The organism is Pseudomonas sp. MPB03 (genome assembly GCF_046605385.1).
Classification (GTDB): Bacteria; Pseudomonadota; Gammaproteobacteria; order Pseudomonadales; family Pseudomonadaceae; genus Aquipseudomonas; species Aquipseudomonas zanjanensis.
In genome coordinates this window covers 4,147,428-4,172,586 of the sequence record NZ_CP176770.1, presented here as the reverse complement: position 1 = coordinate 4,172,586, position 25,159 = coordinate 4,147,428, and the positions used below count along the sequence as shown (strand labels likewise).

The 25,159-nt window shown below is 62.5% G+C and carries 17 protein-coding genes; 8 read left to right on the top strand and 9 right to left on the bottom strand.

Translation table 11 applies throughout. The features are described 5' to 3' along the window. Positions 1 to 15: 15 nt before the first annotated feature. Positions 16 to 1,173 (top strand): two-component system response regulator, encoded by a 1,158-nt coding sequence (locus ACLH0I_RS17765; RefSeq protein WP_411384953.1) that lies wholly within the window; start codon positions 16 to 18, stop codon positions 1,171 to 1,173. Between the two features lie 56 nt (positions 1,174 to 1,229). Further along, entirely contained in the window at positions 1,230 to 5,654 is a 4,425-nt protein-coding gene (locus ACLH0I_RS17760) for a response regulator (RefSeq protein WP_411384952.1), read from the top strand. 43 nt (positions 5,655 to 5,697) lie between these two features. Here ACLH0I_RS17760 and ACLH0I_RS17755 read toward each other — a convergent pair whose 3' ends face one another. Beyond that, the gene (locus tag ACLH0I_RS17755; protein ID WP_411387522.1) at positions 5,698 to 6,153 is read right to left on the bottom strand and encodes a winged helix-turn-helix transcriptional regulator; all 456 of its coding nucleotides are present in this window, start codon (positions 6,151 to 6,153) and stop codon (positions 5,698 to 5,700) included. A 279-nt stretch (positions 6,154 to 6,432) separates the two neighbouring features. On the opposite strand from ACLH0I_RS17755, the gene ACLH0I_RS17750 reads away from it, so the two are divergent. Continuing rightward, on the top strand, positions 6,433 to 7,683 hold the full coding sequence (locus ACLH0I_RS17750; protein ID WP_411384951.1) for an MFS transporter: 1,251 nt from the start codon (positions 6,433 to 6,435) through the stop codon (positions 7,681 to 7,683). Here the strand turns inward: ACLH0I_RS17750 and ACLH0I_RS17745 are convergent. Beyond that, complete coding sequence (locus ACLH0I_RS17745) at positions 7,608 to 8,498, bottom strand: LysR family transcriptional regulator (protein ID WP_003200706.1); 891 nt, start codon at positions 8,496 to 8,498, stop codon at positions 7,608 to 7,610. The two genes, ACLH0I_RS17750 and ACLH0I_RS17745, sit on opposite strands and share 76 nt — an antisense overlap. A 168-nt stretch (positions 8,499 to 8,666) precedes the next feature. Between ACLH0I_RS17745 and ACLH0I_RS17740 the strand changes: the two genes are divergently transcribed. The 5 genes from ACLH0I_RS17740 to ACLH0I_RS17720 all read left to right on the top strand — a co-directional run bounded on the left by ACLH0I_RS17740 (position 8,667) and on the right by ACLH0I_RS17720 (position 16,535). After that, on the top strand, positions 8,667 to 9,749 hold the full coding sequence (locus ACLH0I_RS17740) for a 4-oxalomesaconate tautomerase (protein WP_411384950.1): 1,083 nt from the start codon (positions 8,667 to 8,669) through the stop codon (positions 9,747 to 9,749). Positions 9,750 to 9,804: 55 nt separating this feature from the next. Continuing rightward, on the top strand, positions 9,805 to 11,109 hold the full coding sequence (locus ACLH0I_RS17735; protein WP_186705833.1) for a CitMHS family transporter: 1,305 nt from the start codon (positions 9,805 to 9,807) through the stop codon (positions 11,107 to 11,109). Positions 11,110 to 11,200: 91 nt separating this feature from the next. After that, positions 11,201 to 12,454, top strand: coding sequence for an OprD family porin (locus tag ACLH0I_RS17730; RefSeq protein WP_411384949.1), 1,254 nt, complete (start codon positions 11,201 to 11,203; stop codon positions 12,452 to 12,454). A 325-nt stretch (positions 12,455 to 12,779) separates the two neighbouring features. Next, positions 12,780 to 14,036 (top strand): MFS transporter, encoded by a 1,257-nt coding sequence (locus tag ACLH0I_RS17725; RefSeq protein WP_411384948.1) that lies wholly within the window; start codon positions 12,780 to 12,782, stop codon positions 14,034 to 14,036. A 537-nt stretch (positions 14,037 to 14,573) separates the two neighbouring features. Further along, complete coding sequence (locus tag ACLH0I_RS17720) at positions 14,574 to 16,535, top strand: methyl-accepting chemotaxis protein (protein ID WP_411384947.1); 1,962 nt, start codon at positions 14,574 to 14,576, stop codon at positions 16,533 to 16,535. Positions 16,536 to 16,578: 43 nt separating this feature from the next. On the opposite strand, the gene ACLH0I_RS17715 is transcribed toward ACLH0I_RS17720, so the two are convergent. The 7 genes from ACLH0I_RS17715 to ACLH0I_RS17685 all read right to left on the bottom strand — a co-directional run bounded on the left by ACLH0I_RS17715 (position 16,579) and on the right by ACLH0I_RS17685 (position 24,951). Further along, positions 16,579 to 17,334 carry an ABC transporter ATP-binding protein gene (locus ACLH0I_RS17715; protein ID WP_250964816.1) on the bottom strand — a complete coding sequence of 252 codons (756 nt, stop codon included), beginning with the start codon at positions 17,332 to 17,334 and terminating at the stop codon, positions 16,579 to 16,581. Further along, positions 17,328 to 18,389 carry a FecCD family ABC transporter permease gene (locus tag ACLH0I_RS17710; protein WP_411384946.1) on the bottom strand — a complete coding sequence of 354 codons (1,062 nt, stop codon included), beginning with the start codon at positions 18,387 to 18,389 and terminating at the stop codon, positions 17,328 to 17,330. The genes ACLH0I_RS17715 and ACLH0I_RS17710 overlap by 7 nt, the downstream gene beginning before the upstream one ends. Further along, positions 18,386 to 19,570: an ABC transporter substrate-binding protein gene (locus tag ACLH0I_RS17705; protein ID WP_250964818.1), complete on the bottom strand. Its 1,185-nt coding sequence runs from the start codon at positions 19,568 to 19,570 to the stop codon at positions 18,386 to 18,388. Before ACLH0I_RS17705 ends, ACLH0I_RS17710 begins: the two co-directional genes overlap by 4 nt. A gap of 64 nt (positions 19,571 to 19,634) precedes the next feature. After that, the gene (locus ACLH0I_RS17700) at positions 19,635 to 22,046 is read right to left on the bottom strand and encodes a TonB-dependent siderophore receptor (protein ID WP_411384945.1); all 2,412 of its coding nucleotides are present in this window, start codon (positions 22,044 to 22,046) and stop codon (positions 19,635 to 19,637) included. Between the two features lie 99 nt (positions 22,047 to 22,145). Beyond that, on the bottom strand, positions 22,146 to 23,123 hold the full coding sequence (locus ACLH0I_RS17695) for a FecR domain-containing protein (protein ID WP_411384944.1): 978 nt from the start codon (positions 23,121 to 23,123) through the stop codon (positions 22,146 to 22,148). Next, positions 23,124 to 23,639, bottom strand: a complete 516-nt coding sequence (locus ACLH0I_RS17690; RefSeq protein ID WP_411384943.1) for a sigma-70 family RNA polymerase sigma factor — start codon at positions 23,637 to 23,639, stop codon at positions 23,124 to 23,126. It lies immediately after the preceding gene. A gap of 85 nt (positions 23,640 to 23,724) precedes the next feature. Further along, positions 23,725 to 24,951, bottom strand: coding sequence for an MFS transporter (locus ACLH0I_RS17685; RefSeq protein ID WP_250964821.1), 1,227 nt, complete (start codon positions 24,949 to 24,951; stop codon positions 23,725 to 23,727). Positions 24,952 to 25,159 lie beyond the last annotated feature (208 nt).

Genomic DNA, 25,159 nt, shown 5'->3' with positions numbered 1-25,159 from the left:
AGGGAGCCGCGAGCCATGAGCGCCGAACATAGCCACTATCCCCACGCCACCATCCTGGTGGTCGACGACACGCCGGATAATTTGATGTTGATGACGGACCTGCTCAAGGACCGCTATCGGGTCAAGGCCGCGAACAGTGGCGAGAAAGCCCTGCGAGTGCTCCAGGGCGATTCGCTACCGGACTTGATCCTGCTGGATGTGATGATGCCCGGGCTGTCCGGCCATGAAGTGGCGGACCAGCTCAAGCATGATCCGCGGACCTGTGACATTCCCATCATTTTCCTCACTGCTTTGGCGGCGATCGAGGACGAGATCCATGGCTTGGAACTGGGCGCGGTCGACTACATCACCAAGCCGATCAGCCCACCGTTGGTGTTGGCGCGGGTGGATACGCAGCTCAAGCTCAAGGCGGCGGCAGATTTTTTGCGTGATCAGAATGACTACCTGGAGAAGGAGGTGCAGCGGCGTACCCGCGAGGTCGTGGCCATCCAGGACGTGACCATCCAGGCCATGGCCTCACTGGCAGAGACCCGTGATAATGAGACCGGCAACCATATTCGACGGACCCAGCACTACGTGAGGGTCCTGGCCGAGCAGCTGCGCGACCATCCTCGCTTCAGGCATTTTCTCAACGACGAAACGATCCGCCTGTTGTTCAAGTCGGCGCCGTTGCACGACATCGGCAAGATCGGCATTCCTGACCATATCCTCCTCAAGCCGGGACGCTTCACCCCGGAGGAATTCGAGATCATGAAAACCCACACCACGTTGGGGCGCGATGCCATCCAGCGCGCCGAGGATCAGCTCGGCGTCCAAGTGGATTTCCTCTGCCTGGCCAAAGAGATTGCCTACAGCCACCAGGAGAAATGGGACGGCAGCGGATATCCCCAAGCATTGGCAGGCGACGATATTCCTATCAGCGCCCGGCTGATGGCGGTGGCGGATGTCTATGACGCCCTGATCAGCCGACGGGTGTACAAATTGGGCATGCCCCATGAGGAGGCCGTCGAGATCATCCGGCAGGGGCGCGGCTCACATTTCGATCCGGACATCTGCGATGCCTTCCTGGCCCATGTCGAACAGTTCCAGGCGATTGCGCAGCGTTTTGCCGACAGCGATCAGGACATGGCCAAACAGGTGGCTGCTCTGGAGCGTATCGTCCAGAAACCTTGAGCGAACGACTGCGAGCCGTTTTTCCAACTTCCTAATCGTGGTCACCGGGGTATGTCATGGTCAGATTACGCACCCTGCTTGAACGTCTCCCGCTTCGCCACAAGTTGATCCTCGGTTTTGCCACGTTATTACTCCTGGTGTTGGTTCTCGGCGTGCAGAGTCTACGTACTCAGGAGTCGCTGAAGCGGGACATGCAGAATCTCTATACCCAGGAACTGGTGGGCATGGAACACCTGCACGAAGCCCGGGTGCAATTGCCGCATCTGGTGCAGGCGCTGCAGCGTGCCGTGGGGACGGACAGCGCGGACGTGCGCGTCGAGTCGCTGCAACATTTGCGTAACACTCAAACCCGGCTGCACCGGTCGCTGGCCGAGGCCAAGTCAACCTTGAGGCGCGCGGAGAACCTGGCACGTCTCGCCGAGTTCGATGTGCTGCTGCAACAGTTGCAGCGAGAGGGGGAGCGGGCCTTTGCATTGATCGATCTGGGCCGCCAGAGCCAAGCAATGTTACTGCTCAACAGCAGCGAGTTCCAACGCCTCGATCAGCAGGCCGATGCCCTGTTGCATGCAATCGCTGAGGTCAAGGAGGCTTCGATCCGCGACACGGCCAAGGAGATTGCCGACTTTGCCGAGCGCAGCACCACGCTGACCTACACCCTGTTGCTCGGCGGATTGACGCTGGCGCTGCTGCTTTGCTGGCTGGTCAGCCAGTCGATCCGCCACCCGCTGAACCGAGTGCGAGTCGCCGTGGACCAGTTGGCCGCAGGAAAGCTCGATCAGCCGATTCCGCATACGGACTTGAATAACGAGACCGGCGACCTTGCGCGGGCCATCGCCAAACTGCAAATCGAGTCTCAACAGTTGGAACGCCAGCGGTCGGTCAAGGCGCAGATCGCTCAGTTACAGATTGACCTGCAGCAAGCTGAGGCTCCCGACGAACTGGCGCAGGTGTTCCTACAGCATATGGCGAACCTGCTCGGCATTTGCCAGGGCGTTCTCTACAGCGCTCATCAGGACGCTACCCGACTGGTGCTGATGGGCGGCTATGCCACCGATTCCGAGCGGCCACCGCAGGCGCAGGTCATATTCGGCGATGGTTTGCTGGGCCAATGCGCGGTTGATCGTCAGGCACGCCAGATGCACGCGTTGCCTGAGCACTATTGGCGCCTGCATTCGCAGCTCGGTGAGATCCCCGCCACGTGCCTGGTGCTGCAACCGATTCAGCGTGGAGAGCGGCTGCTCGGCGTGCTCGAACTCGCTGGATTAAAACCCTTGGATGATGATCAGTCACTGCTGCTTCAGGAGGCGACCCCTCGCTTGGCTGCGGCGATGGCCATCCTGGAACGTAATCAGGCCGTCCAGGTACTGCTGGCGGAAACCCGTCGGCAAGCCGATGAAATGGCGGAACAGGCGCTGCAGTTGGAGCGTCAGGCCCAGGAGCTCGAAGCCCAGCAATCGGCACTGCGCGCCACCGAGGCCTGGTATCGCGGGATCATCGAGGCGGCACCGGACGGCATGCTGGTCGTGGGGGCTGACGGGCGCATCCTGCGGACCAACCAGCAATTGGACCGGTTGTTCGGCTACAGCGCTGGCGAGTTGGTGGGCGAGGCTATCGAGCGTCTGGTGCCGGTGGCGAGTCGCGGGCGCCACGTCGAGTTGCGCAACGGCTTCATTGCCCACGGCGATACTCGGCAGATGGGTGCCGGCCTGGACGACCTGCAGGGGGTACGCAAGGATGGCAGTCTGTTTTCGGTGGAGATCGGCCTGTCGCGCCTGCCGAGCCTGGAGGGCCGTGGGGTATGCGTGTGTGCCTCGGTGCGTGACGTCACCGAGCGTCGCCAGTTGCAGGCGGCGCTCAAAGTCAGCGAGGAACAACTGCGCGCGGTACTCGACAGCAGCCCGGTGGCCATGTTGATCAGGGACATTGAAGGTCGTCCGACCTACTGCAACCCGCAGTTCGAAAACCTGTTCGGTGTCGATATCATTCAACTCGAAGGCACCGATCCGGGGCGTTTCTGGGTTGATCAGCAGGCACACCAGCGCTTTGTCGCAGCAGCAGAGCAGGGCGCGGTGCTGAACTTCGAAGCCACTTTGCAGCGTCGCGAGGGTGAGCGCTTCGAGGTACTGGTTTCGGCGGCGACGCTGGAGCAGCGCGAGCGAGTCATTCGCGCCAACTGGTACTTCGACATTACCGATCGCAAGGCCGCCGAGGCCGAGGTGCACCTGGCGCGGGAGATCGCCGAGGAAGCGACCCGGGCCAAGAGCGAATTCCTGGCCACCATGAGCCACGAGATCCGCACGCCGATGAACGCGATTATTGGCATGAGCCACCTGGCCCTGCGCACCGAGCTGGACCATCGGCAGCGCAACTACATCGAGAAGGTGCACCGCTCGGCGGAGAATCTGCTGGGGATCATCAACGACATCCTGGACTTCTCCAAGATCGAGGCCGGGAGGATGCACCTCGAGGCTATTCCCTTCCACTTGGAAGACGTGCTCGACGGCTTCGTCAGCATGATTGGCCTGAAGGTCGAGGACAAAGGCCTGGAGCTGCTGTTCAATACCCCGGCAGGGCTGCCGACGGCGCTGATCGGCGATCCGTTGCGCCTGGGCCAGGTGTTGATCAACCTGGGCAACAATGCGGCAAAGTTCACTGAGCAGGGCGAGGTCGTGGTGGGGGTGGAGCGACTGGGTGGCGGCGAGGAACAGGCACAGTTGCATTTCTGGGTGCGCGACAGTGGCATAGGCATGAGCCCCGAGCAATGCAGTCGGCTGTTCCAACCCTTCAGCCAGGCCGATAGCTCCACCACGCGCAAGTACGGTGGCACCGGTCTGGGTCTGGCCATTTCCAAGCACTTGGTGGAGCTGATGGGCGGACGAATCTGGGGAGAAAGCGAACTCGGCCAGGGCTCGGTCTTCCATTTCGAGGTGAGCCTCGGCGTGCAGCGCGACGCTGTGCCGCGGCGAATGTTTACGGCCGATGAGCTACTCGGCGTTCGCGTGCTGGTGGTTGACGACAACGCCAGCGCGCGCGAGATTCTCTCCAGCATGGCGCGCAGTTTTGGTGTCGAGGTGGACGTGGCACAGAGTGGTCGCGCGGCGTTGGGGATGCTGGTGGAGGCGGAGCGCAAGACACTGCCCTATGACCTGGTGTTGATGGATTGGCGCATGCCCGGCATGGACGGTGTGGAAACGGTGCGACAGATGCATGCCACCGACCTGGCGCAAACACCTTCGGTCATTATGGTCACCGCATTCGGGCGCGAGGAGGCGCGCGAAGAGGCCAGCCGGCACGGCATCCAGTTGCCGGTGGTGCTGACCAAACCGGTGACGCCGTCCACGCTGCTCGAGGCGATCGGCACGGTGCTCGGCAAGGTCCCTCAGGCCGACACTCGGGCCGGTGAGCGATCCGGGCAGAATGCCAATGCGATGGCTAGCCTGCGTGGCGCGCGCCTGCTGCTTGTTGAAGATAATGAACTGAACCGCGAGTTGGCCTGCGAGCTGCTGGGCAGCGCTGGCATCGAACTGTGCGTGGCCATCCATGGTGAAGAAGCACTCGACCTGTTGGCGCACGATGATGATTTCGACGGCGTACTGATGGACTGCCAGATGCCAGTCATGGATGGTTATACCGCTACTCGCAAGATTCGCGAGCAGTCGCGCTGGGCTGAGTTGCCGGTGATCGCCATGACCGCCGACGCCATGGCGGGAGACCGGGAGCGGGCCTTGGCCAGCGGTATGAACGACCATATCTCCAAGCCGCTGAACGTCGAGGGCATGTTCGTCACACTGGCCAAGTGGATACATCCTGCGCCCGGTCGTAACGCCCAGGCGCAGGAAACTTCAGCGTTGCCCATACCGGCTGGCAAGCACTTGTCCGCTGAACTTCCGGGCATCGACCAGAGAGCCGGCCTGGCCACTTGCATGGGCAAGGTCGACCTTTACCTGCGCCTGCTGCGCAAGTTCATCTCCAGTCACCGTGCCTTCAGCACCGAGTTCCTGGCCGCCCGTAGCGATGATGATTGTTCAGTGTCGACACGCCTGGCCCATACCCTGCGCGGCACAGCGGGCAACATCGGCGCCAATGACGTCGCGAGCGCTGCCGCCGACTTGGAGCAGGCCTGCCTGACCGGCTCCCAGGAGGAGGTCGTGGCTGATCGGCTGGTGGAGGTGGAGCGCTGCCTAAATCTAGTGCTGGAAGGGCTGGCGGGGCTAACGGAGCCGGGGCCAGCCACCGAGTCGCTGCCTGTGTCACATTCCGACGCCGAGTTACAGGCGCGGCTGGCCCAAGCCAGGGACTTGCTGGTCGAGAGTGATACGCAGGCGCTGACGGTCCTGCACCCGCTGCCGAGGCTGACCTCCGACCCCAGGCTGGCCGAGCAGTTGCGCCGGGTCGTCCAGCACGCCGAGCGTTTCGATTTCGACCAGGCCTTGGCGTTGCTGGAAAACCTGGCCGGGTCGAGTCAAAAGGCCGTGAAGTAATGACCTCGAAATCGTCCTGGCAAGGGGGGATTCTACCGTCGCTTTACGATTCGCCAACAATCCGTCTCAATCTGTGGCAATCAAACGGTCCAAGTTTTGCCCCGCTTGCCGAGCGAACCTCCATCGGCATGAGCGCCTGGCCGGAGGCGTTGTCCAGCAGCACGGAGCGCGTTTCTCCCGGCTCGAACAGGAAGCGTTCACCCCATTGCCGCAGGCTGACCACCACTGGAAAAATCTCCCGTCCTTTCTCTGTCAGGACGTATTCCTTGTAGGCGCTTCCATCCGAGGCGGGGCGAACATCGAACACGCCGACCTCGACCAAGGCTTTGAGCCTCGATGCCAGGATGTTCTTGGCCACGCCCAGGCTTTTTTGGAATTCACTGAAGCGGCGGATGTCGTCGAAGGCGTCGCGGATGATCATCAGCGACCAGCGATCGCCTATCACGGCCAGTGTTCTGGCGACCGGGCATTCGTTGTTTTGCGATGGAGCCGTTTCCATTTCATTGACCCTCTGGAAAAGCATTGCCAAGTTGGCCGGAATCTTGTGGTTGCAAATTGAAACCTGATCGAGCAACAATTCAGTTAGGTTTTTAATTGAAACCAGTTTAGCGCCAAGGAGACGTGCATGACAGCAGAGGCCGACTGTTTCACCCCGCAGCCTTCGGAAAATCAGTGTGGCGAAGGCGCTTGCTCCCGCTTGAGTGCGAAGTGCTCACAAGAGGGGCCGCTTCGCAGCCCAGCGGGAGCAAGCTCCCTCGCCACGGGGTCCTCGTGTTCCTTGGGTGAACAACATGGCGACCATTGCCCGGGCCTTTCGCCGTCGCTCACATTATTGTTCTCCGTGACCTGCGCACTGGCCGTCGCCAACGTCTACTTTGCCCAGCCCTTGCTCGCGTCGATGGCCGAGAGTCTGGGTGTCGCTTCAGGGTTGATCGGGGTTGTGGTGACGGCCACCCAGGTGGGTTACGCGCTGGGGTTGCTGTTCATCGTCCCGCTGGGGGACAAGGTCGACCGTAAACGGTTGGTGTTCGCCCAATTGGTGTTGTCTGCGATTGCGCTGGCGGCCGTCGGCGCAGCCCAGCATTGGTTGGCGTTGCTGGGCGCCCTGATCGTGATGGGGCTGCTGGCGGTGGTCGTCCAGGTGCTGGTGGCCTATGCCGCCGCGCTGTCCTCGCCCTCCCAACGGGGACAGGCCGTGGGAACCGTCACCAGTGGCGTCGTCCTGGGGATTCTCCTGGCGCGGTTCATCTCTGGAGTGATCGCCGATCTGGCGGGCTGGCGCGGGGTTTATTTCGTTTCCTCGGGCTTGATGCTGATCATCGCGGTGGTGTTCTGGGCCGTGGTGCCTGCCACCGTGTCGCCCCGCAACCGGGAGCCCTACCTGGCGCTCATCCGCTCGCTGTTCATGCTGTTCGTGACCGAGCCGATGCTACGGACCAGGGGGTTGCTGGCCTTGCTGGTCTTTGCCGCTTTTTCGGTGTTATGGACGGCCATGGTGCTGCCGTTGAGCGCCGCGCCGCTGGCGCTTTCCCATACCACCATCGGCCTGTTTGGCCTGGCCGGCGTCGCAGGAGCCCTGGCGGCCAGAAGCGCCGGACGCTGGGCTGACCGAGGCTTTGGACAACGGGTTACCGGCTGGTCCCTGGGGCTCCTGACGCTTTCCTGGCTGCCCATCGCGTTGACCGAGACCTCCCTGATTGCGCTGGTCTGCGGTGTGGTGTTGCTCGACTTCGCAGTGCAAGCCGTGCACGTCACCAACCAGAGCCTGATTTTCGCTGCACGGCCTGACGCCCAAAGCCGCATGGTCGGCGCCTACATGTGTTTCTACTCGGTGGGCAGTGCACTGGGCGCGATGGCCGCAACCCAGGTCTTCGCGCTATGGGGCTGGATGGCGGTCAGCCTGCTGGGCGTCTCGATCAGCCTCGCTGCGCTGGTGGTGTGGCGGCTCTCGCTTCATTGCGGCCACTGTTCAAGCAGGATCGAGACGAATTTCTCCGCGGCCGGGGAGAGCGATGCGCCCCGGCGGTAGACCAGGCCCAGCGAGCGGTTTACCACCGGCTCGATCAGCGGCACGCTGACCAGCGTTGGATGGTCCCCGGCCGGCATCGCCAGGCTGGGCATCGCCGACACGCCCAGGCCAGCCTCCACTAGTCCTAACGACGTGGACAGGTGCTGCACTTCGTAGAACCACTGCGGGCGCCAGCTCAGGCCCGACAGCGCGTGGTCCAGGAGCATGCGGTTGCCGCTCAGGCGGCCAACGCCGATCAACCGGTAATCGCTGAGTTCCGACCAGGTGACCGCGCTGCGTTCGGCCAACTCATGGTCGCGCCGGCAGGCCAGCACAAAGGGTTCGTTGACCAGGGGCACGAACTCGATGTCCGGGTGCTGGCCGCTCATCATGTTGATGCCGAAATCGGCTTCGCCGCGCAACACCGCTTCGAGCCCTTCATTGGCGCTGAGGTCGAGCAGGCGGATGCGGATTTTCGGGTAGCGCTCGTTGTAGAGGCGGATCACCGAAGGCAGGAAATAGAACGCCGCCGTGGGGATGCAGGCCAAGGTCACCCGGCCGATCTGTCGCTCCGCCAGCTCGCGGATATTGAGGATCGAGTCGTCGAAATCATCCAGCAGGCGTCGCGCCTTGGGCAGGAAGTCACGGCCGACGCTCGTCAGGCTGACCTTGCGGGTGGTGCGATCGAGCAAAGCGGTCCCCAAGCCTTCCTCGAGTTTTTTCATCCGTCGGCTCAAGGCGGGTTGGGACAGGTGCAACGCATCGGCGGCCTCGTGGAAACTGCCAAGTTCGGCGATTTTCACGAAAGATCGTATGTCCTGCAGCTCATATTCCATGTTTTCTCTCGCTGGGGAAGGGCGGTGAGTCCCGGGCGAATCCTAGAATAATTCTTTTGTGAAACGCAATAATGACGACGATCTTTGCATTGGAAACACTTTTTAAACCCTGCCACTCTTGTGTCCAGAACATCAATTATCCAGATTGATCAACAAGAGTTAATGTTCATGAAGCGAATCCCTTGTGTGCTGATGCGCGGCGGTACGTCAAAAGGCCCGGTGTTTCTCGCCTGGGATCTGCCGGTCGCCATCGCCGAACGCGACGAGTTGCTGATCAACCTGATGGGGTCCGGCCACGAACTGGAAATCGACGGCATCGGCGGCGGCAGCCCACAGACCAGCAAGGTGGCGATCGTCAGCCCATCGCTGCATCCGGAAGCCGACGTCGATTATCTGTTCGTCCAAGTCATGGTTTCCCAACGTCGGGTCGACACCGCGCCCAACTGCGGCAACATGCTCTGCGCCGTCGGCCCGTTCGCCATCGAGCAGGGGCTGGTCAAGGCTACCGGCGAGCTGACCCGGGTGCGCATTCGCAACCTCAATACCGGGACTTTCGTGAATTCCGACGTGCAAACCCCGAAAGGCAAGGTCAGCTATGAAGGCGACACCGCCATCGATGGCGTGCCCGGTACGGCCGCCCCGGTGCAACTGACCTTCCTCGATGCCGCGGGCAGCAAGACGGGCAAGCTCTTCCCGACCGGGCAACCCCTGGACATGATCGACGGCATTGCGGTGACCTGCATTGACATGGCGATGCCGATGCTGATCGTCGAGGCCAGCCAACTGGGCAAGCGCGGTGACGAAAGCCCCGCTGAACTGGACGCCGACAAGGCATTCATGCGGCGCCTGGAATCCTTGCGGCTCAAAGCGGGCCGGGCGATGGGCCTGGGTGACGTCAGCGACATGGTGATCCCCAAGCCGGTCCTGGTGTCGCCGGCCAAGTCTGGCGGGACCCTCCAGGTGCGCTACTTCATGCCCCACAGCTGCCACCGCGCCTTGGCGATCACCGGCTCCATCGGCCTGGCGACGGCTTGCGTGACCCACGGCAGTGTCGCGGCCAACCTGATCGGTGGCGGCGGCGAGCCTCGTTTGGAGCAGGTTCGCATCGAGCACCCTAGCGGCGGTATCGATGTCGTGTTGTCCTACACCGGCAAAACGGGTGAGACCATTCGAGCCTCGGTAGTACGCACCGCCCGCCGCCTTTTTTCAGGTTTTGTATACGCCACGGTTTCCCGGCGCCTGGCCGGTTAGCCAGGCAGACCTCGTCATTGCATCAGCGACTCAATAACAACAAGAGATCTGACATATGCTCGCTTTACTTGGCTTGGCCATGGTGGTGGTCTTCACCTTCCTGATAATGACCAAACGGCTGTCGCCCATCGTCGCCCTGACGGTGGTGCCGATCGTCTTTGCCGTGCTTGGCGGCTTTGGCGGGACCACCGGCAAGATGATGCTGGATGGCCTGAAGATGGTCGCGCCGTCAGCGGCACTGCTGTTGTTCGCGATCCTGTTTTTCGGCTTGATGATCGACGCCGGCCTGTTCGACCCGCTGATCCGCAAGATCCTCAAGCGGGTCAATGGCGACCCGATGAAAATCGCCGTGGGCACTGCGCTGTTGTCGCTGTTGGTGGCGCTGGACGGTGACGGCACGACGACGTACATGATCACCTGTGCCGCGATGCTGCCGCTGTATAAGCGCATCGGCATGAACCCGATGATCCTGGCGACCGTTTCCATGCTCTCCTTGAGCATCATGAGCGGCATGACCCCTTGGGGCGGCCCGGCGACCCGTGCCATCGCAGCCCTGGGCCTGGATGCCGGTGAGTACTTCGTGCCGTTGCTGCCGACCATGATCGGTGGGGCCGCATGGGTGGTGTTCACGGCGTTCCTGTTGGGCCGTGCCGAGCGCAAGCGCATCGGCAATGTCCAGCTGCAAAGCGGCGGTGGTAATTGCTACATCAACGCGATCATGGAAGACACGCCCCACAAACGTCCGAAACTGGCCTACGTCAACCTGCTGTTGGTGGTCGCGGTGATGGTCGCGCTGGTGATGGGGCTCATGCACTCGGCGATCCTGTTCCTGATCGGTTTTGTCCTGGCGCTGATGATCAACTATCCGCAACTGGATATTCAGAAGGAACGCATTCTCGCCCATTCGGGCAATGCCATGACCGTGGTCCTGCTGGTGTTTGCCGCGGGCATCTTCGCCGGGATTTTCTCCGGGACGAAGATGGTCGATGCGTTGGCACAAACCCTGGTGGACTGGATTCCGCCGTCCTGGGGCCATCTGTTCCCGTTGGTGGTGGCGATTACCAGCATGCCGCTGACGTTCGTGTTGTCCAACGATGCCTACTACTTCGGTGTCGTGCCGATCCTGGCTAACGCCGCGGCGGCCTACGGGATCGATCCGGTGGAAATTGCCCGGGCGTCCATTCTTGGCCAGCCGGTGCACCTGATGAGTCCGCTGGTGGCCTCGACCCTGTTGCTGGTGGGCATGGTCGACCGCGACCTGGGCGACTTCCAGAAGGCAACCATCAAATGGGCGGTGCTCACCTCCCTGGTCATTACTGCATTGGCCCTGCTGACCGGGGCGCTGACGCTGTTCTCCTGATTCACCCACCGCACTTTTAGCTGCCTGCCTGACACGCCCCGCAAGGGGGTGTGCGCCGGCCTGCACGCCCAATAACAACGAGTAACTCGACATGACCACTTTGCTTACCCGCGGGGCCTTGTTTCCAATCCTTGGCCTGTTGCCCCTGGCCACGGCCAGCGCCGAAGGTTTCATCGACGACAGCAAGCTCAAGCTGCAACTGCGCAACGTCTATTTCAACGAAAATTTCCGCGATGAGCACGGCATGAGCGCACGGGCGGCGAGGACGGCCAAGAGTGAGCGCACCGAATGGGCCCAGGGTTTCCTGCTGGATTACCAGTCAGGCTTTACGCCGGGCACGATCGGTTTCGGCGTCGATGCCCTGGGCCTGCTCGGGGTCAAGCTCGACTCCGGGCGCGGCCGCAGCGGCACCGGCCTGCTACCGGTGCATGACGACGGTCGCGCCGCCGACGAGTTCGCCAGCGCGGGCATGACCGCCAAGGCCCGGTTCGCGAAGACCACGCTCAAGCACGGCACCTTGCTGCCCAAGACCCCAGTGCTGATCTACAACGATGCGCGGCTGTTGCCCCAGACCTACCAAGGCACCCAGGTCAGCAGCAGTGACATCGATAACCTCACCCTCACCGGCGGGCGTCTGGAGCGTTTCAAACTGCGGGATTCGAGCGACAGCATGCCCATCGTGCCCGATGGCTACGGCGGCGATGAGTCCGGTGACTTCAGCTATGCCGGCGCCGACTACAAGTTGGGTAAGAACGTCCGCCTGAGCTACTTCTATGGCGAGCTGGAGAATTTCTATCGGCAGAATTTTGCTGGCATCCAGCATGATCTGCCCTTGGGTGCCGGGGTACTGACCAGCGACCTGCGCTATTTCAACAGCGTCGATTCGGGTTCGGCCTACGGCGGCAAGATCGACAACGACATGCTCAGCGGGTCGCTGTCCTACGCCGTTGTCGGCCATACGTTGAGTGCCGGTTACCAGACCCTCAGCGGCGAGGCGGGCCTGCCTTACATCAGTGGCGCCACGGTGTACTCCTTCAGCAACGTCGGGATCGGCAAGTTCATCGAGGAAGATGAGAAGACCTGGATGCTCGGTTACGGCTACGACTTCGCGCGCCTCGGTGTGCCTGGCCTGACATTCTCCACCCGCTACCTGAGCGGTAACGATGGCAAGTCCAACACCGCGGTCAAAGAGTGGGAACGTGACGCGGAGATCGCGTACGTGGTGCAGCAGGGCACGTTCAAGGGGCTGGGGGTGAAGGTGCGAAACTACGTCTATCGCTCGGACTTTTCACGGGGGCGTGACAGTAATCGGATCTACTTCACCTACGACATCGCGCTTTGGTAGGGCGTGCAGTTTATTTAAGAAACAACGACGGACTTGTGGCGAGGGAGCTTGCTCCCGCTCGGCTGCGAAGCGGTCGTGAGCCGGCGGGTGAGGTGTGTCTGTGTTACGCGTTTGGCAGGTTTTGGGGCCGCTTCGCGACCCAGCGGGAGCAAGCTCCCTCGCCACGGATTTATCAGCGCTCTTAAGTGAACAGTACACCCTTTTGGTAGGATGCTTTGCGCGCCCCGTCACGCAGCGTTGGTGACGCAGGGCGCAAACCGTCGTCTCGTGTGACCGTACACCTTGGCGCCAATCATCTTTGGGCAAAGCCCTCGTCGAGGCCGCTGTGGATCGAAACCAAGACCGACGCAACAACCTTTCCCTGGATGGCCTGAATTTTTTCCTCGCGGATGTCCGCGATGGTTTGGGCCCGTACCTGGCGATCTACCTGTTGGCGGTGCATCGCTGGGACCCGGCCAGCATTGGCGTGGTCATGACGGTGGCGGCGATGGCCGGGCTCGTTGCCCAAGCGCCGGCTGGCGCGTTGATCGACCGGGTACACAGCAAACGTGCCGTGGTGGCCGTGGCGGCCTTGATGGTGACGCTCGGTTGCCTGGTGCTGCCGTTCACGTCGTCCTTCGGCCTGGTGGCGTTGACCCAGGCGCTTGGCGCTGTGGCGGCCTCGGTCTTTGCGCCAGCTATTGCCGCCATCTCCCTGGGCATTACTGGCGCCAAGGCCTTTACGCGGCGCACTGGGCGCAACGAGACATTCAACCACGCGGGCAATGCCTGCGCAGCGCTGCTGGCGGGTGGGTTCGCCTGGCTGTTCGGTCCCATTGCGGTGTTCTACCTGATGGCCGCGATGGCATTGGCCAGCATCGTGGCGGTCAGTTGCGTGTCCGCCGAGGCCATCGACCATGACGTGGCCCGAGGGCTGGAGGCGGGGCAGGTGGTCCACGGCCCGGTACCTTCGGCGCTGCGGATCTTGCTGGATAACCGCACGCTGCTGTTGTTCGCCATGTGCTGCGGGCTGTTCCACCTGGCGAACGCGGCGATGCTCCCGCTGGTCAGCCAGAAGCTGGCCCAGGCCAACGTGCACCTGGCCACGCTGCTGACGTCGGCCTGTATCGTTGCGGCGCAGCTGGTCATGGTGCCCATGGCGTGGCTGGTGGGGGTCAAGGCCGATGCCTGGGGCCGCAAGCCGTTGCTGCTGGCCGGCTTCCTGATCCTGCCCATCCGCGGTGTGCTGTATGTGCTTTCGGACGACCCCTACTGGTTGGTGGCGGTGCAGTTGCTGGACGGTATCGGTGCCGGACTGTTTGGCGCGCTGTTTCCCCTGGTGGTCAAGGACCTGACCCAGGGCACCGGGCGTTTCAACGTCAGCCTTGGGGTGTTGTCGACGGTGTTCGGGCTGGGCGCCGCGTTGAGCAACAGCCTGGCCGGCTTCGTCGTGCAGGGGGCTGGCTACAGCGCTGCATTCCTGACCCTGGCAGCGATTGCCGCCTTGGCGTTCGGCCTGTTGCTGGCGATGCCCGAGACTTTCCGGCCAAGCCGCGCTCCACAGCCCGGCACGCTTGCGGTGCCTGACGGCGGGATTGCCTGAGGCCGCGTATCACCCCTGTGGGAGCGAGCTTGCTCGCGAAGGCGTCGGCCCAGTCAAAATGGCTGCAAGCTGACCCACCGCTTTCGCGAGCAAGCTCGCTCCCACAGGGTGATGTGTACGCTGGACAAAATGTGGGAGCGAGCCTGCTCGCGATGACGGCGGCACATCCAACATCAATGCCTGCTGGGCCGCTGCTATCGCGAGCAAGCTTTGCTCCCACAGGGAAATTGGGAGCGCCCGGCAATCTGAATCTTGTCATCCCCGAATGCATGGGGTCTCCAATGGGATGAAATGCGCGCCTATCGTTAAGCACTTTCCCTTACCGGATACTTCCCGTTTATTTGTCGAAAGCTTGACCCTGATCAAGGCAAATCGAAATGCCCGCGTCATCGCCGTTATAAGTGCCAAGCGGAGCAATAACAGGGGTGATGGCTATTTGGTATTGCGTTAAGATCGCCCCACGTCAGCGTGTATAACAACCCTCATACAACAAGTTCACGCGTCATTAATTCAATATGAAATGAGGCTTGAACGGAAATGCTCAGGAATGCACCGCTGCGTCTGAAACTTTTATTGATCCTGCTACTTCCCCTGTTGGGATTCTTGTCCTTGGCCGGCGTCTTTATCGTGGACAACTACAAGACCCTGCGCGATATGGACGCCACGGTCGCCGCCAGCGCCACGGCACAGAAGTTGAGTCAACTGATCACGGTATTGCAGCGCGAGCGCGGCGCCAGCGGGGTTTTCCTGGGCAGCGGCGGCAAGTCCATGGGTGAACGGATGGCCCAGGCGCGCCAGGATTCCAATGCCTCGGCCAAGGTGGTGCGTGGGTTGTCTGGGTCGGACAGTGCGCAATTGGACAATGTTCTCCAAGCACTGGACCAGTTGCCCGTCATTCGTGGGCAAGTGGATAAGTTGGGTATCAGCAGCACCGAATCCGGTGTTCGTTATACCGAGATCATTCAAGCGCTCATGGGCTATACCCACTCTTTGGAAGCGACGATCAACAACGCCACCATTGTTCATGCGCTCAATGCCCTCAATCAGTTTATCGAGATGAAAGAGCGGGCCGGACGCGAACGGGTCGTGCTGGGCCTGGTATTCAGCCAGGATCGTTTCGATGAGACCTTGTTGTCGCGCTTTAGCCGCAATCTTGGTGAGTTCTCTGCGTATTCCGACGCGTTCCGCCGCCAGGCCCAACCCGTCTTGCTTCAACAGTTCACCGAGCAGATGCTCAAGCCCGCTGCGGTCGAAGTCGGTAAGTTGCAGCGCCTGGCTTTCGAAGTGCCATTGGGCCAGTCGCTGGGCATCAAGCCAGAGGCCTGGTTTGAACTCTCCACTCAGCGCATCGATATGATGAGCCAGGTGGAAGACGCCCTCGGTCAAAGCATCAGCCGCTTGGCGATTCACGGCCGCGATGAAGCAAGTCGTGCGTTGTGGCTGACCGTCGCTGCGGTCGTCGTGGCGCTGCTGGCGGTGACGGTGTTGTCGTATGTGATCATCCGCCTGATTGATCTGGCGGTGCGCGATGTGAACCAGGCCCTGAACGGCCTGGCACAGCGTGACCTCACCGCCAGGGCCACCTATGAAGGCCGCGATGAGTTCGGCCAGATCTCGCGCAACCTCAATCGCATGGCGCAGGAGATCAGCGAGATCGTGCAGGAAATCGGCAACGCCACGGCGCAAGTGGCCACCGCCGCGCAAGAGTCTTCCACGGTGACGGTCCAGACCAGCATGAGTGTCGAGCAACAGCGCCAAGGCACCGAGCTGGTGGCCACGGCGATCAATCAGATGAGCGCCACGGTGCGCGAGGTGGCGCAAAGTACCAACGATGCGGCGCACATGTCGCAACAGGTCAACCTCAGCACGGCCCAAGGGCGCGTGGAAATCGAAAGCACCATCGGGCTGATCCGCCAATTGTCCGGGCAGGCCGAGGAGACCGCGCAAATCATTGATGATCTCAAGCTGGAAAGCGATGCCATTTCCTCGGTGCTCGATGTGATTCGCGGCATTGCCGAACAGACCAATCTGTTGGCGCTCAATGCGGCGATTGAAGCGGCGCGGGCCGGTGACCATGGCCGCGGTTTTGCGGTGGTCGCCTCCGAAGTGCGCACCCTGGCACAAAAGACCCAGGAGTCCACGGGCAACATTCAACAGATGATCAGCAACCTGCAGGCCGGTTCGGATCGTGCGGCGCTGTCCATGCAGCAGACCCTGGACAAGGCCCAGGACGGGGCGAGCAAAGTCGAGCGCGCGGGGGAGTTGCTGGTGGAGATCGCCGAGGGGGTGGCGACGATCAGCGACCGTAACATCCAGATCGCCTCCGCGGCCGAAGAGCAGAGCGCGGTGTCCGAAGACATCAATCGCAACGTGAACGAGATCAACGACCTGGTGATCCAAGTGAGTGCCGGCGCCGAGCAGACGGCCATCACCAGCCAGGAACTGGCGCGCCTGGCCGAGCACCAGCAACAGTTGGTCAATCGCTTCAAAGTCGCCTAGCTCTTGCAACCTCGGGCCTTCGACGCAAGGCCCGGGTGTGCGCTCAGACGATGTCGTCGATCAGGATATGGAGCTCGCCGCGGCTGCATTGCTCGATCCGCGCCTCGACCTTGTAGACCTTGCGCAGCATCGATTCGCTGATCACCTCGGCGCTTGGGCCGCTGCCCTGGGCGGTGCCGTCGGCGATGACCAGCACCTGGTCGGCAAAGCGCAGCGCCTGGTTCAGGTCATGGATGGCGATGAACACAATGACCTGGCGTTTGCGCGCCAGGGCCCGCATGAAGTTCAGCACCTGGACTTGCCGGTGCATGTCCAGGGCGCTGGTCGGTTCATCCATCAGCAGGATTTCCGGTTCGCGCACCAGGGTCTGGGCGATCGACACCAGTTGCTGCTGTCCGCCGCTGAGCTCGCCGAGATTACGGAACGACAGTTCGGTGATGCCCAGCGCGGCGAGAATGTCATCCACCAACTTCAGTTCATCATCGTGGACGACCCAGCCCGGCGTAAGCTGCTTTCGCGCCAGCAACACCGACTCGTACACCGTCAACCGGGCGCTGGCGTTCAAGCCTTGGGGCATGTAGCTGATGCCCTGCGGTCCCTTTTTCGAGTCTTCCAGAACCACTTGCCCGGGGCCGTCGATCAAGCCGGCCATGCGCTTGAACAAAGTGGATTTGCCCGCTGCGTTGGGGCCGACCACCGCCACCACCTGGCCGCCGACAAAGGCTGCCGTGGTCACGCCGTGAATGACCGTGCGCTGGCCGTAGCGTGCGCCGAGATTCTCCAGCCGGATCGTTACCATGAGTTTTTCTTTCCGCCGAGAATCAAGGATATGAAGAAGGGCACGCCGATCAGCGACGTCACCACGCCGATGGGGAAAATCGCCCCGGGAATCAGGGTTTTGCTGATCACCGAACTGGCGGACAGAATCAGTGCGCCGGTCAGCAGGGACGCCGGCAGGAAGAACCGCTGGTCTTCACCGATCAGCATTCGTGCGATGTGCGGTCCGACCAGGCCGATGAAGCCGATGGTGCCGACAAAGGCCACCGGGAACGAGGCGAGCAGGCTGACCATGATCAGCGTTTGAAAGCGCAGGCTGCGCACGTTGATGCCGAAACTCGCGGCCTTGTCGTCTCCCAGGCGTAGCGCGGTCAAGGCCCAGGCACGCCGGGCGAAAATCGGCAGGGTGACCAGGATCACCAGGCAGATCACCCCGAGCTTGGGCCAGGTGGCTTTGGTCAGGCTGCCCATTGTCCAGAACACCACGGCGGCCACGGCTTGCTCGGTGGCAAAGAATTGCACCAGTGCCAGCAGCGCGTTGAAGGTGAACACCAGGGCGATGCCGAGCAGCACGATGGTCTCGGCAGTGACACCACGGCGCAGGCTCAGGAAGTGGATCAGCAAGGCCGACAGCATGGCCATGATGAACGCGTTCAGCGGCACCATGTACTGCGCCGCCAACGGGAACAAGGCCACGCCAAATGCCAGGCCCATGGCAGCACCGAAACTGGCGGCGGCGGAAATGCCCAGGGTGAACGGACTGGCCAGCGGGTTGTTGAGGATCGTCTGCATCTGCGCGCCGGCCAGGGACAACGCCGCACCGACCGCAACGGCCATCAGCGCCACGGGCAGGCGGATATCCCACATCACCACGCGGACCTGGGGCGATGCGCTGTCCGGTGAAAACAGCGCGCCGAGCACTTCGTCGAGGCTGTAGCGCGCCGGCCCGAGGGCCAGGTCAAGCAGCACGCTGCAGATCAGCAGCAGCGCGAGCCCGCCAAGGATAAGCCGCTTGCGCAACACCAGGCGTCGGTAGGTGTCACGTTGCATCACCAGGGTTTCGTTCAGCGTGGTCATGGCTTGTCCTCGGCCTGGCGCAGGCTGACGGCGTAGCCCGGTTCATAAGGGACCGGCAGGAACTGCTCGTGCAATTGGCGGAACGAGGCGTCCGGGTCCAGGTCGGCAAACAACGTGGGGTGAAACCATTTGGCCAATTGCTGGATGGCGACGAACTGATAGGGGCTGTTGTAGAACTGGTGCCAGATGGCGTGGAACGCCTGGTCGTCCTGAGCCTTGATGCCGGCATAGGCCGGCCGCTGGGTGTACCACGCCAGTTTTTGCCTGGCTTGGGCCAGGTCCGCCCCCGGGCCGACGCCGACCCAATGGCCGCCAGGGGCAAAGGCTTCCCAGTTGGCACTGGTGACCACCACCTGCGCCGGGTTGGCGACCACCACTTGCTCGGCGTTCAACTGGCCGAACGTGGTGGGGATGATGCCTTTGGCAATGTTGTCGCCACCGGCCATTTCGACGAACAGGCCGAAGTTCTCGTTGCCGAAGCTCAGGCAGCAATCATCGGTGTAGCCGCCGATGCGCTCGATGAAGACCTTTGGCCGGGCCGGGTGGCGCGCCTCGATGACGTCGGTGACGCGTCGAATCTGCTGGTTGCGAAAGTCGATGAACGCCTCGGCCCGGGCTTGCTTGCCGAACAATTGGCCGAACAGGCGCATGGTCGGCTCGGTGTTCTGCATCGGGTTGTTGCGAAAGTCGACGTAGACCACCGGGATGCCCAAGGCGTCGAGCTTTTCGATGTAGCGCGCATCCTCGGTGGCGTGCTGGGCTTCGATATTGAGGATGATCACATCCGGACGCTGGGAAATCGCCTGCTCGATGTCGAAGGTGCCGTCCTCGAAGCCACCGAAGGTCGGGATCTTGGCGATGTCGGGATATTTGCGCAGGTAGGCGCCGTAGGTGTCCGGATCGGACTGGATCAGGTCCTTGCGCCAACCAACGATGCGTTCGATGGGGTTTTGCGTGTCCAGCGCCGCCACCAGGTACAACTGGCGACCTTCGCCGAGGATCACCCGCCGGACCGGGAGGTGCACCTTGACCTGGCGCCCGAGCAGATCGGTCACGCTGCCCAGGGCCGGATCCGTCTCGGCGGCGACAGCGTTGCGTGGCGCCAGGGAAAACAACGACAAGCCGAGCCACCCGGCGAACAGCAGGATGGCGAGCGTGTGATGACGCAAAACGGTAACCATGGTTCAGGCCTTTACGGAAGCCGACCGGGACAACGGCGCAAACCGCCGTCCCGGCCTGCGGGTTTCAGAAATCAACGGTGGCGGACAACAGCAGCGTGCGCGGTGCGCCTTGGGAAAACGCACCATAGGAGGCAACCCCCGACCAGTAGGCGCGATCAAACACGTTCTGCACCGTGGCGCGAAAAGTCGTGGGCCGCTCGGCGATGCGCGTGGCATAGCGGGCGCCGACATCGAAGCGGGTCCAGGCATCCAGTGCCTGGGTGTTGGCCTGGTCGACGTACTGGCTGGCGGTGTAGATCGCGCCGCTGGTCAACGTCAGCCCGTCGATGCCCGGGGTGTCCCATTCGGCCCAGAGGTTGGCCTGGACCTTGGGCACGCCCACCGGGGTGTTGCCGCGGTTGGCGGCCACGACAGTGCGGGTCAGCTCCCCATCGAGCAGCGTCACGCCACCGAGCAGGCGCGTGCCTCGGGCCACCTCGCCGGACAGGTTCAGTTCCACGCCACGGTTGCGTTGCTGGGCCTGGACCGAAAACACCCTGTTCGACAATCCACCGCTGGGTTTCTTGATCTGGAACAGCGCCAGCGTGGCCATGAAACGGTCGTAGTCGAGCTTGATACCGATCTCCTGCTGGCGGGAGATGTAGGGTGAGAAAACCTCATCCGCGTTGGTTGCAGCGGACGGCGCAATGTCGCCCTTGCTCAGGCCTTCGATGTAGTTGTAGTACAGCGCGACATGCTCCCAGGGCTTGGCAACGATACCGAGCAGCGGCGTGGTTTTGCTTTTGTCGTAGGACGGGATGGCAACGGTGGTGCTGAAGTTTTCCGACTGGACGTTCTGCCTGCGCAGCCCGAGGGTGACTTGCAGGCGTTCATCGAGCACCGACAGGGTGTCGGCCAGGGCGACGCCGGACAATTGGCTCTCGGAGACTTTCGGGGTGTTGGGTTCGGCGAGGTTGGGCCGGGGCCGGTCGATCGGGTGATAGATGTTCGAGAGGATGGCGGGGCCGGAAATAATGCCCCGGGACAACTCGTCGCGATAACGGCTGACTTGCAGCACCGCGCGGTGACTGACCGGCCCGGTGTCGAAGCCCAGGCGTGCGCCGGCGTCGACGGTGTAGCGCCGGACCTTGAATTGGTAATAGCCAGGATCTGAGGACGTGTCGCCGGCCGCGTTGATGATGGTCGGGGTCTGGTCGGACATGCGCTCGACCTCGGATTTTCCGCCACCGGCGTGGGCAAACAGCGTCAGTTGGTCGCTGAGGTCATATTCGCCACTCAGCAACGCCGACTTGTCCCGGGCTTGGGAGCGGCCCCAATCCTGGCTGACACTGGTCCGGCCGTTGGCGGCCGAGGGAATCTGCACGCCGGGGACGATCCTGAAGGGCCGCGATGCGGCGTCGAAGGCTTCCTTTTGATTGATCAGGTCCAGGCTCGTGCGCAGGCGATCCCCTTGGTAATCCAGGGAGATGGCGCCGGTACCGACCTCTCGGGACTGCTTGTCGATGGCCGTGTCGCCCTGCTGCAGGCTGCCGTTGAACCTGATCCCGAACCGGCGCTCTTCACCAAAACGCCGGCTGACGTCGAGGTGGCCGCCCAGTTGCGAATCCGTGGCGTAGCGGCTGGTGAATCGGGTCAGGTCCTCGTCGAGGGCGCGCTTGGGGACCACGTTGATCACGCCGCCCACGGCGCTGTTGGGTGACATGCCATACAGCAGGGCGGCGGGGCCCTTGACCAGTTCGATACGCTCGGCGTAATCGGTGAACACCCGGTAGTTGGACGCCACGCCATACACACCGTCGAACGCCAACTCACCGAGATTGCCTTCCCCCAGCGGAAAACCGCGGATGAAGAACGAGTCGACAATGCCGCCCGCCTGGCCAGTGGCGCGCACCGAAGCATCACGCTCCAGCAAATCGCCCACGGTGACCGCCTGTTGATCGTTGATCATCGTCGAGGTGTAGCTGCTGACGCTGAACGGCGCATCCATCACATCGGCGTTGCCCAGCAGGCCGAGGCGTGCTCCGCGGGCGACCTGGCCGCTGGCGTCGGTGGGTGGCAAGTCGGTACTGGGTCTGCCGGCGGCACCGACGTTGATCTCCGGCAGGGACACTTGGCGCAGCACCAGGGTGTAGCTGCCATCGTCGCGGGCAATCATCTCCACACCGCTGTCACCCAGCAGGCGTGTGAGCGCTTGCGCTGCCGGATAAGTGCCGGACAGTCCCGGACTGAGCAGCCCCTCGGTGATCGACGGCTGGAACGACAAGGCAATGCCAGCGGTGATCGCAAAGCTCGACAGGGCGGCGCCGAGCGGCCCGGGGGCGATGTCATAGGCCCGCGGGGCGATGGCTTCCAGTTGCGCGGGCACGGCGGCCAAGGCGAACGACCCGGTGACCGTGCCCAAGGCAAGGCTCAACAGCACACTGCGCATGACGAGCTTGGACGGACGATCCGAATGCAGGGGCCGTGCAACGAGCATGGATGGATGACCCTATGGACGAGATGAAATGGTTATTCCTTTCTTTGCCAGTTGAGATCGAAAAAAGTATCACCAAGGGCAGCAATTTTTTTTGCGGGGTCAGGCGGGGGAGAGCGTCACCCAATAACCGCTCAAATGGCCGCTGACCAGGATCGGGTAGGTTTGCGCCAGCATATTGAGCGTGCGCTGGGTATCGCTGATGGGAAAGGCGCCGGAAACTCGCAGTTCGGCAATGGCCGGGTCGCAACGCACGAAGCCCCGGCGATAGCGGGCCAGCTCGGCGACGAAGTCCGCCAGGCGCATCTTGTCGGCCATCAGCATGCCTTGGTTCCAGGCGCCGACGTTGCGGTCTGCCGGCCTCAACGGGCCGAAGGCCTGTGCCGAGAAGTCAGTGCGCTGCCCGGCGTTGACAACGAGCGGCGCGGCCTGGCGAGCATCGGCCAATTCAATCCGCACAGCGCCTTCGAGTACCGCCAGATGGGTGGTCGATGGCAATTGGCGCACGGTGAACCGCGTGCCCAGGGCCTGCATCCGCCCCTCACGGGTACTGACCAGGAACGGCCGCGCCTGGGGTGAAGCATCCGGCGCGGTCTGCACCAGGATTTCCCCTTCGCGCACCTGGATGAGCCGCTGCCGGGTGTCGAACAGCACGTCGATGGCCGTGTCGGTATTGAGGGTGATGTGGGAACCGTCGGCCAGGGTCAGCTCGCGACGCTCGCCCACGGCGGTGCGATAGTCGGCGGACCATTGCTGCGATTGCGCCAGTTTCCAACTGCCCCAACCGGCAGGCACCACGGCCAGCAGCAACGCCAGTTTGCCAAGGGCCGTGCGCCGTTCGGGGTTGCTCGGGCGATCCAGCGCCGACATCGCCAGCGAGCGTGGCAAACCGCCGAGCTTGCCTTGCAGCACTTGCGCACGGGACCAGGCCCGGCCGCGCTCGGGGCTGCTGGCTCTCCAGCATTCCCACTCGGCGCGCTCGCTGTCGCTGAGGTCGCGCTCACTCAAGCGCATCAGCCACTCAGCGGCTTCTTCGAGGACCTTGGGATCGAGCGGCGGCTCATGACGTCGGGTGAGCATTCATTCCACCAGCATCAGGCACTGCACGAACGCCTGCTTCATGTAGCGCTTGACCGTGATCAGCGAGACGTCCAGCTGTTGGGCGATGTCGTCGTATTTCAGGCCGCCGATCTGCGACAGCAGGAAGGCCCGTTTGACCGGCGCCGGCAGCGTGTCGAGCATGGCGTCGATTTCGTGCAGGGTTTCCAGCACCAGGAAGCGCAATTCAGGAGACGGTACTTCCTGGGCCGGCAAATGCGCGAGCGCTTCCAGGTAGGCGCGTTCCAGGGCCTTGCGCTGATACCAGTTGACGAGAATGCCCTTGGCCACGCAGCTCAGGTAGGCCCGGGGCTGGTCAATGACGGTGACTTGGGAGGCGAGAATGCGCGTGAAGGTGTCTTGGGCCAGGTCGGCAGCATCCATGGCGTTGCCCAGTTTCTTCTTCAACGTGGCGTACAGCCAGCCATGATGGCCGGCGTACAGCGCTTCGATCACGCGCAGATGATGGTCGTTGTTCGCGGGCAGGGTTTCGCTCATGGCTGCGTTTTTTTGCAATTGAGAAGTATTCCCAATGCTAAAGGACAACTTGTCCGGGACGCAAGCGGCATTCGACAACCCTGTTTCAGGTAGGCGACGGGTTTATCGGCCAGTATCGCAACGCGACGACGGGAATCAGTGCCAACCCATACGCCAGGCAAACGAACAGGTAGGTGTACTGCAAGCCGTAGACCTGGCTGAGCAACCCACCGGCGGAAATGCCCGCGATCGACGCGAATTGGGCGGTGCCCTGGGCAATGCCCAGCACCTGGCCTTGTCGCGAGCTGGCGGCGGATTTCGAGATCAGCGCCATCAGCACCGGCGTGGTGGCGCCCAGCAGCACCCCCCAGATGAAGTAGGCGACGACAAAAACGATGGCGTTGCGCGTAGTCCCTGCCAGGGCGGTCAGGGCGATGCAACCGAGCACGACGTAGAGAATGCGGTGCAAGGTGTCCTGCTGGGTACGGTGCTCGAAATAGCGCGACCAGGCCGTGGCCGAGAGGATGAAACCCAGCGCCAGCAAGCCGTAGCAGAGGCCGACCACCGAGTGGCTGACGTCGAATACCGAGCTTACGTACAAGGAGAAGGACGTCTGCGGCAGCATCCGCGCCAACAGCAGGATGCCCATGACGCACAGCAACGACAGTAACGGTGTGCCTTGCCTGACGCTGTCGGTACGACGGGTCGCCGCCGGGGGTTGGCCGGTCGCGGATTTCGTCACCGGTGGCACGTCCGGCAAGGTCATTGCGGCGACCACCGTGCACACCGCGCACAAGGCCGAGGCGATGATGTTGATCCAGAAGAACGTGGCGTAGTCGAGGATCAGCCCCCCGACCACCGCGCCGAGCAATGAGCCGACGTTGGTGGATATTTGCAGGATCGCGAACAGCCGCGCTCGACGTGACGGGGCTTCGATGCTGACGCCGTAGGCCTGCGCCGGGGCGATGTAACCGGCAAAGGCGCCTTGCAGGAAACGCAGGATCAGGATGACCCAGATGTCACTGCTCAGCGCCAGCCCGAGCTGGGTCAGCGACAAGCCCGCCAGGGCGCGGATCATCATCAGCTTATGGCCGTAGCGATCGCCGATACGGCCCCAGAACGCGCTGGTCAGGATAATGCCCAGCATCGGCCCGACATACACGGCGATGCTGGCGAAGCTGAAAACCGACTCCGATGACGTCAGCCCGCGCAGGTGCACCGGCCAGAACGGCCCGCTCATTTCCATCGCGCCCATGGAAATGAGCTGGATCGCGAACAGAAGGGAAACCAGGACTCTGACGTTCGAACCCTGGAGGGCACCTGCGTGGGACATGACTCGACCTCGGTGGTTAATCGCTGGCAAGCGGGTGGGTGTGCTGCGGGCGATGACTCGGTCGGCAAGATGCCCGGCTGCACGAAAGGTTGCAAGGCGTCGATAGCGCAACAGCGGCTGTGTGCCCGAGCGTTCGGGGGCCGGCTGAAAAAAATAACCGCCGGGGGGTGATACTTTTCCGCAGGTCGACTGGCAATAGGAGTGATTA

Excerpts from the sequence above, each read along its gene's own strand:
- ACLH0I_RS17740 (WP_411384950.1), top strand. The coding sequence starts at position 8,667 with ATGAAGCGAATCCCTTGTGTGCTGATGCGCGGCGGTACGTCAAAAGGC.
- ACLH0I_RS17720 (WP_411384947.1), top strand. The coding sequence starts at position 14,574 with ATGCTCAGGAATGCACCGCTGCGTCTGAAACTTTTATTGATCCTGCTA.
- ACLH0I_RS17690 (WP_411384943.1), bottom strand. The coding sequence starts at position 23,639 with ATGAGCGAAACCCTGCCCGCGAACAACGACCATCATCTGCGCGTGATC.
- ACLH0I_RS17755 (WP_411387522.1), bottom strand. The coding sequence starts at position 6,153 with ATGGAAACGGCTCCATCGCAAAACAACGAATGCCCGGTCGCCAGAACA.
- ACLH0I_RS17735 (WP_186705833.1), top strand. The coding sequence starts at position 9,805 with ATGCTCGCTTTACTTGGCTTGGCCATGGTGGTGGTCTTCACCTTCCTG.
- ACLH0I_RS17695 (WP_411384944.1), bottom strand. The coding sequence starts at position 23,123 with ATGCTCACCCGACGTCATGAGCCGCCGCTCGATCCCAAGGTCCTCGAA.
- ACLH0I_RS17730 (WP_411384949.1), top strand. The coding sequence starts at position 11,201 with ATGACCACTTTGCTTACCCGCGGGGCCTTGTTTCCAATCCTTGGCCTG.
- ACLH0I_RS17760 (WP_411384952.1), top strand. The coding sequence starts at position 1,230 with ATGGTCAGATTACGCACCCTGCTTGAACGTCTCCCGCTTCGCCACAAG.
- ACLH0I_RS17685 (WP_250964821.1), bottom strand. The coding sequence starts at position 24,951 with ATGTCCCACGCAGGTGCCCTCCAGGGTTCGAACGTCAGAGTCCTGGTT.
- ACLH0I_RS17765 (WP_411384953.1), top strand. The coding sequence starts at position 16 with ATGAGCGCCGAACATAGCCACTATCCCCACGCCACCATCCTGGTGGTC.
- ACLH0I_RS17700 (WP_411384945.1), bottom strand. The coding sequence starts at position 22,046 with ATGCTCGTTGCACGGCCCCTGCATTCGGATCGTCCGTCCAAGCTCGTC.
- ACLH0I_RS17715 (WP_250964816.1), bottom strand. The coding sequence starts at position 17,334 with ATGGTAACGATCCGGCTGGAGAATCTCGGCGCACGCTACGGCCAGCGC.
- ACLH0I_RS17745 (WP_003200706.1), bottom strand. The coding sequence starts at position 8,498 with ATGGAATATGAGCTGCAGGACATACGATCTTTCGTGAAAATCGCCGAA.
- ACLH0I_RS17705 (WP_250964818.1), bottom strand. The coding sequence starts at position 19,570 with ATGGTTACCGTTTTGCGTCATCACACGCTCGCCATCCTGCTGTTCGCC.
- ACLH0I_RS17710 (WP_411384946.1), bottom strand. The coding sequence starts at position 18,389 with ATGACCACGCTGAACGAAACCCTGGTGATGCAACGTGACACCTACCGA.